Source organism: Streptomyces antnestii (assembly GCF_004005495.1).
In the GTDB taxonomy this organism is placed as follows: Bacteria; Actinomycetota; Actinomycetes; order Streptomycetales; family Streptomycetaceae; genus Streptomyces; species Streptomyces antnestii.
Genome location: NZ_RZYA01000026.1, coordinates 25,047 through 37,907, shown reverse-complemented (window position 1 = coordinate 37,907; position 12,861 = coordinate 25,047). Strand labels below are relative to the sequence as shown.

The 12,861-nt window shown below is 70.9% G+C and carries 11 protein-coding genes; 7 read left to right on the top strand and 4 right to left on the bottom strand.

Translation table 11 applies throughout. The features are described 5' to 3' along the window. The first annotated feature begins 136 nt into the window (after nucleotides 1–136). The 3 genes from EOT10_RS35735 to EOT10_RS35725 all read left to right on the top strand — a co-directional run bounded on the left by EOT10_RS35735 (nucleotide 137) and on the right by EOT10_RS35725 (nucleotide 3,223). Nucleotides 137–1,042 (top strand): Sco1979 family transcriptional regulator, encoded by a 906-nt coding sequence (locus tag EOT10_RS35735; protein ID WP_189492526.1) that lies wholly within the window; start codon nucleotides 137–139, stop codon nucleotides 1,040–1,042. A 118-nt stretch (nucleotides 1,043–1,160) separates the two neighbouring features. Beyond that, nucleotides 1,161–2,618, top strand: a complete 1,458-nt coding sequence (locus EOT10_RS35730; RefSeq protein ID WP_127832549.1) for an aldehyde dehydrogenase family protein — start codon at nucleotides 1,161–1,163, stop codon at nucleotides 2,616–2,618. Nucleotides 2,619–2,716: 98 nt separating this feature from the next. Continuing rightward, entirely contained in the window at nucleotides 2,717–3,223 is a 507-nt protein-coding gene (locus EOT10_RS35725; protein WP_127832548.1) for a hypothetical protein, read from the top strand. 159 nt (nucleotides 3,224–3,382) lie between these two features. On the opposite strand, the gene EOT10_RS35720 is transcribed toward EOT10_RS35725, so the two are convergent. Continuing rightward, nucleotides 3,383–4,582 (bottom strand): DUF2786 domain-containing protein, encoded by a 1,200-nt coding sequence (locus EOT10_RS35720; RefSeq protein ID WP_127832547.1) that lies wholly within the window; start codon nucleotides 4,580–4,582, stop codon nucleotides 3,383–3,385. A 255-nt stretch (nucleotides 4,583–4,837) separates the two neighbouring features. On the opposite strand from EOT10_RS35720, the gene EOT10_RS35715 reads away from it, so the two are divergent. Next, nucleotides 4,838–5,764 carry an NADP-dependent oxidoreductase gene (locus EOT10_RS35715; protein ID WP_127832546.1) on the top strand — a complete coding sequence of 309 codons (927 nt, stop codon included), beginning with the start codon at nucleotides 4,838–4,840 and terminating at the stop codon, nucleotides 5,762–5,764. A gap of 132 nt (nucleotides 5,765–5,896) precedes the next feature. After that, nucleotides 5,897–7,588 (top strand): bifunctional 3'-5' exonuclease/DNA polymerase, encoded by a 1,692-nt coding sequence (locus tag EOT10_RS35710; protein WP_127832545.1) that lies wholly within the window; start codon nucleotides 5,897–5,899, stop codon nucleotides 7,586–7,588. Nucleotides 7,589–7,648: 60 nt separating this feature from the next. Here EOT10_RS35710 and EOT10_RS35705 read toward each other — a convergent pair whose 3' ends face one another. Then, nucleotides 7,649–8,923 carry a hypothetical protein gene (locus tag EOT10_RS35705; RefSeq protein WP_127832544.1) on the bottom strand — a complete coding sequence of 425 codons (1,275 nt, stop codon included), beginning with the start codon at nucleotides 8,921–8,923 and terminating at the stop codon, nucleotides 7,649–7,651. A gap of 41 nt (nucleotides 8,924–8,964) precedes the next feature. Continuing rightward, nucleotides 8,965–9,471: a SigE family RNA polymerase sigma factor gene (locus EOT10_RS35700; protein ID WP_127832543.1), complete on the bottom strand. Its 507-nt coding sequence runs from the start codon at nucleotides 9,469–9,471 to the stop codon at nucleotides 8,965–8,967. Nucleotides 9,472–9,743: 272 nt separating this feature from the next. Here EOT10_RS35700 and EOT10_RS35695 point away from each other — a divergent pair, with 272 nt between their 5' ends. After that, nucleotides 9,744–10,328, top strand: a complete 585-nt coding sequence (locus tag EOT10_RS35695) for an LPXTG cell wall anchor domain-containing protein (RefSeq protein WP_127832542.1) — start codon at nucleotides 9,744–9,746, stop codon at nucleotides 10,326–10,328. Nucleotides 10,329–10,339: 11 nt separating this feature from the next. Further along, the gene (locus EOT10_RS35690) at nucleotides 10,340–12,199 is read left to right on the top strand and encodes a DUF4012 domain-containing protein (RefSeq protein WP_223281398.1); all 1,860 of its coding nucleotides are present in this window, start codon (nucleotides 10,340–10,342) and stop codon (nucleotides 12,197–12,199) included. A 73-nt stretch (nucleotides 12,200–12,272) separates the two neighbouring features. Here EOT10_RS35690 and EOT10_RS42935 read toward each other — a convergent pair whose 3' ends face one another. Continuing rightward, nucleotides 12,273–12,824 (bottom strand): arsenate reductase/protein-tyrosine-phosphatase family protein, encoded by a 552-nt coding sequence (locus tag EOT10_RS42935; protein WP_127832540.1) that lies wholly within the window; start codon nucleotides 12,822–12,824, stop codon nucleotides 12,273–12,275. Nucleotides 12,825–12,861 lie beyond the last annotated feature (37 nt).

Sequence of the window (12,861 nt, the reverse complement as noted above, 5' to 3'; positions counted from 1 at the left end):
ACCACTTGTTGCTCATTTCTTCCCATGACTTCTTGCGGAGAGCTTTCGCAACCTTTCCGTTTCCGTAACCGAACGAGTACAGGCCGAAGCGTTTTAATGGCAGACTTCGGAATCTGAGCGATAGCGATGGGGAGGGATGAGCGACGTGAGCGCAGGAGAGTCGTGGGGGTCCCCCCAGACGCTGAGTCCCGGGGGAGGCTCGGTGGTGCGGCGCATCCTGCTGGGCTCACAGCTGAGGCGCCTTCGCGAGTCCCACGGAATCACCCGGGAAGCCGCCGGCTACTCGATCCGCGCATCCGAATCGAAGATCAGCCGCATGGAGTTGGGACGGGTGAGCTTCAAGTCCAGGGACGTCGAGGACCTGCTGACCCTGTACGGCGTCGCCGACGAGGCCGAGCGCGGCGCGCTCCTCTCCCTCGTCAAGGAGGCGAACGTCGCGGGCTGGTGGCACACCTACTCGGATGTGCTGCCCGGCTGGTTCCCCACCTATGTCGGCCTGGAGGGCGCCGCGTCGTTCATCCGCGCCTACGAGGTGCAGTTCGTGCACGGCCTGCTGCAGACCGAGGGGTACGCGCACGCGGTCGTCGCCCGTGGCATGAAGGACGCCGCGCAGGCCGACATCGACCGGCGCGTGGCGCTGCGCCTGGAGCGCCAGAAACTCCTCGTCTCCGAGCACGCCCCCGACTTCCACGTGGTACTCGACGAGGCCGCGCTCCAGCGCCCGTACGGCGGGCGCAAGGTGATGCGGGGTCAGCTCCAGCATCTGATCGACATCGCCGAGCGGCCCAATGTCACGCTCCAGGTCATGCCGTTCGGCTTCGGCGGCCACTCGGGCGAGACGGGCGCCTTCGCGATGCTCACGTTCCCCGAGTCCGACCTCTCGGACATCGTCTACATGGAGCAGCTCACCAGCGCCCTGTACCTCGACAAGCGCGAGGACGTCACGCAGTACGCGCGGGCCATGGAGCAGCTCCAGGCGGAATGCCCGACGCCCGCGAAGAGCGTCGACCTCATCCGAGGCCTGCTGTCCGAAATGGACTGAGAGCCGCTCCCTCAGGGGCACTCCGCGACCGTTCCTGCGCCTGACAGCACCCCAACTCGACTCTTGCAGACGTAAGATGACGAGCCATTAGGTGACGCCGGCAGCAGCAAGGGATCTCATGTCCTACTTCACCGAACTGGCCCTTCAGTACATCGACGGTTCATGGCGTCCCGGCCGAGGGGCGTGGGACATCATCGACTTCAACCCGTACGACGGCGAGAAGCTGGCCTCGATCACCGTGGCGTCGGCCGACGAGGTCGACGAGGCCTACCGCGCGGCGCAGCGGGCGCAGAAGGACTGGGCGGACACCAACGCCTACACGCGCCGCCTCGTCTTCGAGCGGGCCCTGCGGCTCGTCGAGGAGCGCGAGGCGGAGATATCCGACGCGATCGTCGACGAACTCGGCGGTACGCGGCTCAAGGCCGGGTTCGAGCTGCATCTCGCCAAGGAGTTCCTGCGCGAGGCGATCCAACTGGCGTTGCGCCCGCAGGGCCGGGTCATCCCCTCGCCCGTCGACGGCAAGGAGAACCGGCTCTACCGCGTTCCCGTCGGCGTCGTGGGCGTCATCAGCCCCTTCAACTTCCCCTTCCTCCTCTCGCTCAAGTCGGTCGCGCCCGCGCTCGCCCTGGGCAACGGCGTCGTCCTCAAGCCGCACCAGAACACGCCGATCTGCGGTGGCGCGCTCGTCGCGAAGATCTTCGAGGACGCGGGCCTGCCGGCCGGACTGCTCAACGTCGTCATCACGGACATCGCCGAGATCGGTGACGCCTTCCTCACCCACCCCGTGCCCAAGGTCATCTCCTTCACCGGGTCGGACGCGGTGGGCCAGCACGTGGCGACCGTGTGCGCCTCCCAGTTCAAGCACGCCGTCCTGGAGCTGGGAGGCAACAGCGCCCTCACCGTGCTCGACGACGCCGACGTGGACTACGCGGTCGACGCGGCGGTCTTCAGCCGGTACGTGCACCAGGGCCAGGTCTGCATGGCCGCGAACCGGATCCTGGTGGACCGCAAGGTGGAGAAGGAGTTCACCGAGAAGTTCGTCGCCAAGGTCAGGTCCCTCAAGGTGGGCGACCCGCGCGACCCGTCGACCGTCATCGGACCGGTCATCAACTCCACGCAGGCGGACGCCATTTCGGGCGTCGTCGACCAGGCGCTCGCGGAGGGCGCGACCGCGCTGCTGCACGGCAGGACCGTCGGCAACGTGGTGGAACCCAGCGTGCTGACCGGCCTGCCGGCCGACTCCCCCGTACTGCGGCAGGAGATCTTCGGCCCGGTCGCGCTGCTCATCCCCTTCGACGGGGACGAGGAGGCGGTGGCCGTCGCGAACGACACGCCGTACGGGCTGAGCGGGGCCGTGCACACGCGGGACGTGGAGCGCGGCGTCGCGTTCGCGCGGCGCATCGACACCGGGATGATCCACGTCAACGACGGGACGGTGCACGACGAGCCGCTCGTCGCGTTCGGCGGCGAGAAGCGGTCCGGGCTCGGCCGGCTGAACGGCGAGGCGACCGTCGAGGCGTTCACCACGCAGAAGTGGATCTCCGTGCAGCACGGCCGGAGCCAGTTCCCCTTCTGAGTGCGGTGACGGGCTGCGGAGTGCGGTGACGGGCTGCTGGTAGCTTGCTGCGGGCCGGCTACTTACCGGCAGTCACATCCGCGACGTAGGGGGATCTTGTGCTCAGGCGCGTACGGATCGGTGCCACGGCGGCGGGAGTTGCCGCGGCGCTCGTGATCACTGGATGCAGCAGCGACAGTGGTGACGGGGGCAGCGGGGGCGCTTCCGGCGGCGGGAAGTCGAAGGGGACGCCGGAGGCCTCGGCCACGGCGCCTGCCGGGGGCTCCGATTCCGGCGGTGGCTCCGGTGGGCAGTCCGGGAGTCTGGAGGGGAGCTGGGTCACGAAGTCCCAGGGCAAGAGCATCGCGCTCCTCATCAGCGGCAAGAAGGTGGCCCTGGTCGGCGAGCACGTGTGCAGCGGGATCGCCGGGGACGAGGCGGGCCTGCGGACGCTGACGCTGAAGTGCGCCGACGGGAACACCGAGCGGAACCTGGGCCAGGTCAAGTCCGTCGACGCCACGACCCTGAAGGTGTCGTGGCAGGGCTCCGGGGACGACACGTTCAGCAGGACCGACAACGGGAAGCTGCCTTCGGGATTCCCGACGATGGGCCTGCCTACGTCCTGAGGGGGCGGGGGCTTCGCGGGGAGCGGGGCTTCGCGGGGGGGGGGGGGGCGGGCGCTAGGGGGCTCGTTCGTCCTGGGCTGGCTGATCGGCCTGGGCTGGCTGGTCCTCCGGCGCTTGCTGGTTCTCCGGTGCCGTGTGGGCGTGCGTGTGGGCGCGGGCTCACCCGCGCTTGGTGCCGCCCCGTACCTCCGCCCGGTCCGAGACGCGGGCGCGGTCGGCCGCCGCCACGCCCTCCGCCCAGCCGGCACCGTCACTGACGCCCCGCACCCGCGTCGTCACGACCTGCGGGAACATGGCGTCGGTCCGGTCCGTCACCGCGACGTCACGCGCCGCCAGGACCGGCAGCAGCCCGCCCTCCTGACTCTGGCCGGTCACCTCCTCGGCGACCGCCGCGAGCCGGTCCCCGATGCGATGCGCGTACGCGGCGAGGAACGCCTGCCGGAACGTCTTGGTCCTCTTGCGCCCCCCGGCGCGCTGTTCGGCCTCGGCGCGCGTCATCGCCGCCGTGCCCTGCACCAGCAGCGACGTATGGAGCAGTTCCACCGCCTCCAGGTCGGACTCGAACCCGACGACCGTGGAGAAGCCGAAACCGCTGTTCCACACGGCGCGGCAGCGGTTCGCCGACGCCACCGCGTCCAGGAGAGCCGCCTTCGCCGTCTCGTACGGGGCGTCCACACCGATCCGGCACGCGCCCGGCACGTCCTTCGCGTGCGTGCGGGCCGCGAGGAGCGCCGCGTCCACGCTGTGCCTGGCCATCAGCTCCTGCGCCTTCGCCGACAGCGCCTCGGCCTCCGGCGGGTAACCGGTTGCCTCCGCCTTGGCGAGCAGCGCGCGGATCCGGGCGAGCTCGCGCGGCTCCCCCGCGACGGGCCGCGCCACGGACTCACCCGGAACAGGCCCCACGGCCTCGATCGGCGGGAGCCGCAGCAGCAGCCGGTACAGCTCCAGGACAGCGGTCGCGTACGAGAAACGGTCGAGGCGTGGCCCTGACCCCGACCCCGACCCCTTACCGGGCGCCGCGTCCTGGGGGAGGCCGGGCAGGTCGGCGAGCTGTGCGTCCCAGCGGGGCGGCAGGTGCGCGTAGCGGGCGGTCTCGGCACGGATCAGGCGAGCCGCGATGTGCGCGTGCGGGGCCTCGTCCAGGTCGCGTACGACGAGGCGCACGACGTCGGCGGGCTGCCATCCGCGCTCCCACGCCCGGCGCACGAACTCCTGTCCGCGCAGCGCCAGTTGGGTGTCGGCCGACGGGTCGGCGGCGAGCAGGGACGCCCCCGTGTCGAGACCTGCCTCCGCGCCCTCCCCGTACAGGGCGGCGGCGAATGCCTGCTCGACGGTGGCCCGCGTCGTGCGTTCCGTCATACCGGGACCGCCTCCTCACCTCGTCGACCCATGCGACCTCCATGGTCTCAGGGGTCTGAGGGGTCTCTGGAGACGAGAACGCAGATCCCCCATCCACAGCCTGTGGATAAAAAGTCGCTCCGCAACCCTCCCGGTCAGGCACCCTCCACCGTGATCATCTCCCGCCGATGGCCCCCTCCGAAAAGGCGGGCCGGTCCGGCCCCGGGAACAATCGCCCCAAGGAACCCGGTCGACGACGCAGTGAGAGGCACCGGAATGGAAGCCATCGTTTTCGAGAAGTTCGGCGGACCCGAGGTACTGCACTTCAAGGACGGCATCGAGGAGCCGCACGCCGGTCACGGCCAGGTCCGCGTGAAGGTCGCCGCGGTCGGGGTCAACCCCATCGAGTACAAGATCAGGAACGGGTGGATGGAACAGGTCTTCCCGACCGCCCTGCCCGCCATCCCCGGCAACGAGTTCGCCGGAACCGTCGACGAGGTCGGCGAGGGCGTCACCGGCCTCTCCGTCGGCGACGAAGTCCTCGGCTGGACCACCACCGGCGCCTACGCCACCTACGCCCTCGCCCAGGCCGAAGCGGTCGCCACGCGGCCCGTCGGACTCGAACCGGCCGAGGCCGCCGCCCTCCCCATCGCCGGCGAGACGGCACAACGCGTCCTCGATCTGCTCGGCGTCCGCACCGGCGAGACCCTTCTGATCCACGGCGCCGCGGGATCGGTCGGCTCGATGGGCGTACAGCTGGCCGTGGCGCTCGGCGCGACGGTGATCGGCACGGCCTCGCCCGCCAACCACACGTACCTGCGCTCCATCGGCGCCATCCCTGTCGCCTACGGGGACGGTCTCGTCGAACGCGTCCGCGCGGTGGCCCCGCAGGGCGTCGACGCGGTGTTCGACGCGGCGGGCCGGGGCGCCTTGGCGGATTCGGTCGAGCTGCGCGGCGGCACCCCGGACCGGGTCGTCACCATCGCCGACCCCGAGGCGGCCAAGTACGGCGTCACCTTCGCATCCGGCGGCGGCGACCGCGCCAAGGCTGCTGAGAGCCTGGCGCACCAGGCCTCCCTCGCCGCGGACGGCGCCCTCCGCATGACGATCAGCCGCACGTTCCCCCTCCGCGACGCGGCCAAGGCCCAGACCCTGAGCGAGGAAGGCCATGTACGGGGGAAGCTCGTCCTTCTTGTCGAGTGAGCAGCTTGTCGAGTGAGCAGCTTGCCGGGTGAGGACGACGCGGGCAGCTAGGGCGGCGACAGCTGGCCTCACCCACCCCCTTCCGCCCCTTCGGCCCCGGCTCTGTCAGTGCCCGGTGCAAGACTCACCCGCATGACCGAGAAGTGGGCCGTGGCGGCCACCGAGGACGGCGGGGCCCAGCTCGCGCCGCTCGGTGCCGACGGCACACTCGCCGCACCGGTCCGCAAGGAGCCCGACCTCGCGCAGGCGGTCCGCTCCCGTCCGGACGTCACGCGCTGGATCTGGCGATCGACGTCCGCCGTCTACCCCCGCCTCCTCGCCCAAGGCGTCCGTGTATCCCGCTGCTACGACGTCGAGGACGCCGAAACCCTCCTGCTCGGCCACGCCGGCCGCTTCGGCGAACCCCGGTCCGCTGCCGCCGCCCTCGCCCGCATCCGTGGAACAGCCGTCCCCCCGGACCCTCCGCAACGCGCCGCGACCCCCGGCTCCCAGTCCTCCCTCTTCGAACCCCAGCCCGTCCATGTCCCCCTCGAAGACCTCGTCGAGGTCTACGCCGATCAACAGCGCCGGCACGACGCCACCGCCCACCCGGGCCGGATGCGGCTGCTGACCGCCACCGAGTCCGCGGCCATGCTCGTCGCCGCCGAGATGAACGCGGCAGGCCTCCCCTGGAGCGCCGACGTACACCGCTCCGTCCTGCAGGAACTGCTCGGCGAGCGCTACGCCGGCGGCGGCGAACCGCGTCGCCTCGCCGAGCTGGCCGACGAGGTGTCCGAGGCGTTCGGCCGCCGCGTGCGCCCCGACCTGCCGGCCGACGTGGTGAAGGCCTTCGCCCAGAGCGGCGTGAAGGTCACGTCCACGCGCCGCTGGGAGATCCAGTCGATCGACCATCCGGCGGTGCGGCCCCTGATCGAGTACAAGAAGCTGTACCGGATCTACACCGCACACGGCTGGTCATGGCTCCAGGACTGGGTCCGCGACGGCCGCTTCCGCCCCGAGTACCTGCCCGGCGGCACCGTCACCGGTCGCTGGGTCACCAATGGCGGTGGCGCCCTCCAGATCCCCAAGGTCATCCGCCGCGCCGTCGTCGCCGACCCGGGCTGGCGGCTCGTCGTCGCCGACGCGGACCAGATGGAGCCCCGCGTCCTCGCCGCGATCTCCCGCGACCCCGGCCTGATGGAGGTCGCCGGGCGGGAGACCGACCTCTACCAGTCCGTCTCCGACCGCGCCTTCTCCGGCGACCGCGACAAGGCGAAGCTGGCCGTGCTCGGCGCGGTGTACGGCCAGACGTCCGGCGACGGGCTGAAGAACCTGGCCGCCCTGCGCCGCCGCTTCCCCCGGGCCGTCGCCTACGTGGACGACGCGGCCCGCGCCGGCGAGGAGGGCCGTCTCGTACGGACCTGGCTCGGCCGCACCTGCCCACCGGCCGCCGGTGTCGGCGACCAGGACGAGGCGGGCATCCCCCAGGACGACCCCTCCCCCGAACAGGCCCCGGGAGACAATGAGTTCACCCCCGGATACGCCTCGTCCAACTCCCGCGCCCGCGGCCGCTTCGCCCGTAACTTCGTCGTCCAGGGCAGCGCCGCCGACTGGGCCGACCTGATGCTCGCCGCCCTGCGCCAGTCGTGCGCGGGGATGGCGGCGGAGCTGGTCTTCTTCCAGCACGACGAGGTGATCGTGCACTGCCCGGAGGAGGAAGCGGAGGCGGTGACCGCGGCGATCCGCGAGGCCGCGGAGCTCGCGGGCCACCTCACCTTCGGCGACACCCCGGTCCATTTCCCGTTCACCACCGCGGTGGTGAAGTGCTACGCCGACGCGAAGTGACGTCGCCGACCGGCCACTCTCGAGGTCACGACCACGACCACCGCAGCCGCAACGGCCCCGCTACCCCCGCCACTTCTCACTCGTGGCTATCGCCTTCAGCTGATCCATGGTCAGCGCGGGCGTCTTCCTCGTGGGCGCCGTGATCTGCGAGCCCGAGTTGAAGGCCGATATGACCACACGGAACCCGTCCTTGCTGATCGTGTCCACGGTCCACATCGCGGCGCCCTGGACCCCCTTGTCGCCGGCCCCTTGATGCGTGGCGACCTTCATGCCGTCCGGCCGGGTCTGCGCGTCCGAACCGAAGAGGTCGCCCTCCTCGTCCTTCATGTCCGGCTGCACGTTGATCTGGACGAGGCTCGCCCCCTTGCCGTCGTTCACCACGACATAGGCGAAGCCGTCGTCGCCGTGACTGGTCGTCACCTTGGTGCTCTTCGGAAGCAGCGAGGTGAGGTTCCTGACGATGGTGTCCGCGGTGGCGGCCTGCGGGGCCGGCTGCTGGACGGGCTGGAGCTGCGGTTCCGGCAGCGCCCGCAGTATCGGACGCCATTCCTCGGCGGTCACCAGGGTCTTCAACTGCCCGGCGCTGAGGGGTGGTTCGTCCCGGGAGACGGGTGCGTCCTTCTCGGCCGGCGCGTTCCACTCGCCGGCGTCGATGGTGTAGCCCTCCGCCGTGACCGCGTACGCGTGCCACCACTTCGTGTCCACGCGCTTGTCCGGGTACTCGTAGCCCTGGAGGAGAAGCAGTCGGGTGCCGTCGGCCAGAGTCTTGCTGGAGCACGCGTCATACGGGGTGTAGACCTTGCCGGGGCAGGCGAGCTGGTCCGTGGCCATTCTGTCTTCAGGGTCGACCCGGCCCAGGCTCACACTGATGGCCGCCTTTCCCTTGCCGTCGTCGAAGACGACCGAGGCGAAAGGCCCGCCGTCTTCGTCCGTGCCGCGTCCCGTGCGATGAGTGAGCTCGCCCTGGGGCAGCAGCCCTTCGAGGGTCTTGATCACGTGGCTCGCGGGGTACTGCTTCCCCGAGGCCGACGCGCCCGTCTTCCCCTGGGCCGTACGGCCGGGCTCGGGCCGCGCGGCGACCGGGCTGCCGTGGACCGCGCCGGCGCCGAACGCCCCGGCGGCGTACGACGCGCCGAACCCGACCACGGCCAGCGCGGCGACGCTCCCCGTCACCGTCGCGGCCCGCCGGCGCCGCAGCCTGCGACGGCCGCGTGCCACCCCGCCCTCGACCAGCGATCCGCCAGGGGCGTCGAACGAGTCACCGGTTATGCGCAGGGCTTCCCCGAGGCCGCCCGCGAAGGCATCCCGGTCACGGTCTTCCTGAATTCCTGACATGCCGAACCACCACTCCTCACACAAGATCGAGTCACGTTCCCCTACGCGGCCAGCTCGGCCACGCTGCTGCCGAGCTGCTCACGCAGCCGGGCCAGCGCCCGCGTGCTCCGCGTACGCACCGCCGCCTGGCTGACGTTCAGAATGTCCGCGGTCTCCGCCACGGACCGGTCCTCCCAGTACCGCAGGACGATCACGGCGCGGTCCTTCGGCGGCAGCTGCCGCAGCGCGTCGAGAAGGGTGATCCGCAGCGAAGCGTCACCCGGGACGCCGGCCGTGCCCTCCGGAAGCTCGTCGCTGGGCTGCTCGTGCGCGGAGCGCCGCCGCTGGTGCGCGAGAAAGGCACGTATGAGAACGGTCTGGGCGTACGCCGCCGGGTTCTCGAGCCCTGAGGACCGCCCCCACGCCACGTACATCCGGCCCAGCGTCTCCTGCACCAGGTCTTCGGCGAAATGCGTGTCGCCACTGGTCAACAGGCACGCCGAACGGAACAGGTGCCCTGTCCGGGCCTGCGCGAACTCCCGGAAACCACTCTCCTTGGACCGCCTCATCAGGCGCCCTCCCCCTCATCGCCCACACCTTTTAGATGCGGTGAGACGGTCGGGATGTTTCAACGACCCTCGTGGAAACGGGCCGGCGGCCGGCTTTGAACAGCCAGGCCGTCCATTCGAGCCACCTCCCTCCATTCGCGCCACCCCATCCGGTGAGTTGTGCACGCCGGAGCATTATCCGTGGCTCAGATGTCCTATTTATTCCTCTATCAGGGCCTTTGACGGTACCCGTAGTGCAGTCAGGCCTACTCATTTCGAGGAGAGTGGAAAAGATGACGACATCGCCCAGATGGCGGGCTGTCGTGGCCTCGGCCGCCACTGCCGCCGCGCTGTTCGCGACGCCGCTTGCCGGTGCGGGAACCGCGCTCGCCATGGACAACCCGCACCCGTGCCCGTCGCATTCGAAGCCTCCGTACCCCCCGAAGCCGCACGGCTACGGGGACGAGTCGGACGGGTACGGCGACAGCAGCGGGAACGGCTACGGCGACGAGAACGGCTACGGGGACGACTGCCCCTCCGACAACGACCACGACAAGGGCCACGACAAGGGCCACGACAACGGCTACGACAACGGCTCCGGCTACGACAACGGCTCCGGCTCCAGCGGCGAGCACGGGGACGACTCGGGCAGCAGCCACGAGAACGGCTCCGGCGGCGAGCACGGGGACGACTCGGGCAGCAGCCACGAGAACGGCTCCGGCAGTGACCAGGACAAGGGCCACGAAAAGGGCTCGGGACACCTCGCCCACACCGGTGCCGACAACAAGCAGGAGCTCATCCTGGGCGGCGTGGCGGCCGGCCTGGTCGCACTGGGCGCCGGCTCCCTGCTGGTAGTGCGCCGCCGCAACAACTCATGACCGTTCCCAAAGTGCGTGTGCCCTTCACCGGGCGTCCCGGGCGTGCCCGGGACGCCCGGCGGGCAAGACGGCGCGTCTCCGGGCCTCTGGCCCGGAACGTGCTGCTGGCCGCCGCCGCTGTTCCAGCGGCGGCGGCCGCCTGGATCGGTGTCACCGGCGTCCTCGCCCGTTCCGAGCTCCTCGCCGCCCAGCACGATCTCACCGCGCTCCGGGACTCGTTCGCCACATCGGCCGAGCACCTCCCCTCCAAGGGCGTCGCCGCAGGGGCCCCGGCGGAGTCCGCCCAGGAGCGGCTGGCGCGTTCCGCGGCCGGACACGCCGCGCGCGCTCACGACCTCACCACCGGACCGGCCTGGTACACCGCCGCCCAGCTGCCCTTCCTGGGCGGCCCTCTGGAGACGGTGCGCGGCATCGCACAGGCCTCGGACAGACTGGCCGGGGCCGTACTGTCACCGCTGGCGGGAGCCGTCCCCCGACTCGAGGCAGGTGCTCGGACGGGTGGCATCCCCCGCGTCCTCACGCGGTTGGAGAGCGAGGCACCCGCGTTCGCCCGTGCGGCACGTGTCGCGGCCGAGGTGCGGGACGACGCCCACGGTCTGCCCGGCTCAACATGGCTGCCGGCCGTGGACCGTGCCCGTACGCAGCTGTCGGACCAGCTCGATCGTCTCGTCCCGCAGACCCGCGACGCCGCCGTCGCGGCGCGTGTGATGCCGTCGATGCTCGGATCGCACGGGCAACGGCGCTACTTCCTGGCCTTCCAGAACACGGCCGAGGCGCGCGGCACGGGCGGCCTGCCCGGAGCTTTCGCCGTGCTGCGAGCCGACCGGGGCCATCTCTCGTTCGAGCACTTCGGCAACAACACGGAGTTGGACAGCACCACCACCCACGTGAACCTCGGAGCCGAGTTCACCGCCCAGTACGGGAACAACCAGCCCGAGAGCGCCTGGGCCAACTCCAATTTGAGCCCGCATTTCCCGAACGCCGCCCGCATCTGGACGGCGGCATGGCGGAATCACACCGGCGGACGCCTGGACGGTGCGTTCGCCATCGACCCCGGTGCGCTCGGCCTGCTGCTCCGCGCCACCGGGCCTGCCCGGATGCCCGACGGCACCGCACTCACCGCGGACAACGTCGTCGACATCACCCAGCGGGACGCCTACGCGAAGTTCGACAACATCGCCCAGCGCAAGGCGTACTTCGTGGACACCGCCCGCGCCGCCGCCGGACGGCTGATGACGGCAGCCGACGACCCGCGAATGATCCCCGCGCTGCTGAGTGCCGTGCGCGACGTTCAGCGGGAGGGCCGCTTGCAGGTGTGGAGCGCGCACGCGGACGAGCAGCGTCAGCTCGCTTCGCGGCCGTTCTCGGGCGTGCTCCCCGACGGTCCCGGTCCCTTCGCGGGGCTGGTCGTGAACAACGCGGCCGGCACCAAGCTGGACTACTACCTCGACCGCAGCCTCGTCTGGGCGCCCGGCGCCTGCACGGATCGCGGGCGTTCGGTCACGACGACCATGACCCTCACCAACCGGGCGCCCGTCTCGGGCCTGCCCGAGTACGTGACCCAGCGGGTCGACTACCCGTCCTACCGGACCCATCCGGGCGACAACCGGCTCCTCCTGTCCTACTACGCCGGCAAGGGGGCGCGTCTGACCGGGGCCACGCTGGACGGCCGCAGGGTCGCCATGATCCCCGGCGTCGAGCGCGGCCACCCGGTCTACACCCTCGACCTGGAACTCCCCCGGCAGTCCAGCCGCACGCTCGTGCTGCGCCTGAACGAACCCGAGGCCGATCACGCCCCGACGATTCTGCGGCAGGCCCTGGTGACGCCGCTGCGGGTCACCGTGAAACCAGCGGGTCCGTGCGGTGGCTGAGCAGAGGCGCGGCTGAGCAGACGACGAAGCCGGAGACACGGTGCACACACCGTGTCTCCGGCTTCGCTCGATATCAGGACTGAAGCGGTGCAGTCGCGGGTTTCAGGATCCCGGCCAACGTGAGGACCGCGTCACGGACCTCCAGGGCCCGCGCCCTGTGCACGCCGGGGGAGGCACCGACCGGGTCGTCGATGCCATCCGATTCGTCCGGTGGGGGAACCAGCAGGCCACGCCGGGACGCTGCCAGTCGGACCGCCTCGAGCGGCGCGCCGGCCCTGGTCCCGTCCGTGAGCCGGTTGAACTCCCGAAGAGTGAAACAGCGACGCAGCGCCAGCGGGCAGAGCCGCACCGCGGCCTCCCGATGGCACCTCTCCAAGCCGAGCACCAGATCAGCCCGTTCGATCTGGGCGACGTCAAGGGCCCTGGCACTGAACCCTCGTACGTCACCACCGAGTTCGTCGATGATCGCGCTCGTCGTGGGGTCCAGAGGCCCCGGCCGGGCGCCCGTGCCCGCGCTGCGCACCGTGAAGTCCGGTCCCGGCAGTTCGGCGGCCAGCAGCCGTTCCGCGACCGGTGAACGGTGCAGGTTGCCGGTGCAGACGAACAGAACTTCGAAGGCGGTCACGGGGGCAATCTCCCCATCGTCTGTGGTCCGGCGCACA

Excerpts from the sequence above, each read along its gene's own strand:
- EOT10_RS35735 (WP_189492526.1), top strand. The coding sequence starts at position 137 with ATGAGCGACGTGAGCGCAGGAGAGTCGTGGGGGTCCCCCCAGACGCTG.
- EOT10_RS35730 (WP_127832549.1), top strand. The coding sequence starts at position 1,161 with ATGTCCTACTTCACCGAACTGGCCCTTCAGTACATCGACGGTTCATGG.
- EOT10_RS35720 (WP_127832547.1), bottom strand. The coding sequence starts at position 4,582 with ATGACGGAACGCACGACGCGGGCCACCGTCGAGCAGGCATTCGCCGCC.
- EOT10_RS35715 (WP_127832546.1), top strand. The coding sequence starts at position 4,838 with ATGGAAGCCATCGTTTTCGAGAAGTTCGGCGGACCCGAGGTACTGCAC.
- EOT10_RS35710 (WP_127832545.1), top strand. The coding sequence starts at position 5,897 with ATGACCGAGAAGTGGGCCGTGGCGGCCACCGAGGACGGCGGGGCCCAG.
- EOT10_RS35705 (WP_127832544.1), bottom strand. The coding sequence starts at position 8,923 with ATGTCAGGAATTCAGGAAGACCGTGACCGGGATGCCTTCGCGGGCGGC.
- EOT10_RS35700 (WP_127832543.1), bottom strand. The coding sequence starts at position 9,471 with ATGAGGCGGTCCAAGGAGAGTGGTTTCCGGGAGTTCGCGCAGGCCCGG.
- EOT10_RS35695 (WP_127832542.1), top strand. The coding sequence starts at position 9,744 with ATGACGACATCGCCCAGATGGCGGGCTGTCGTGGCCTCGGCCGCCACT.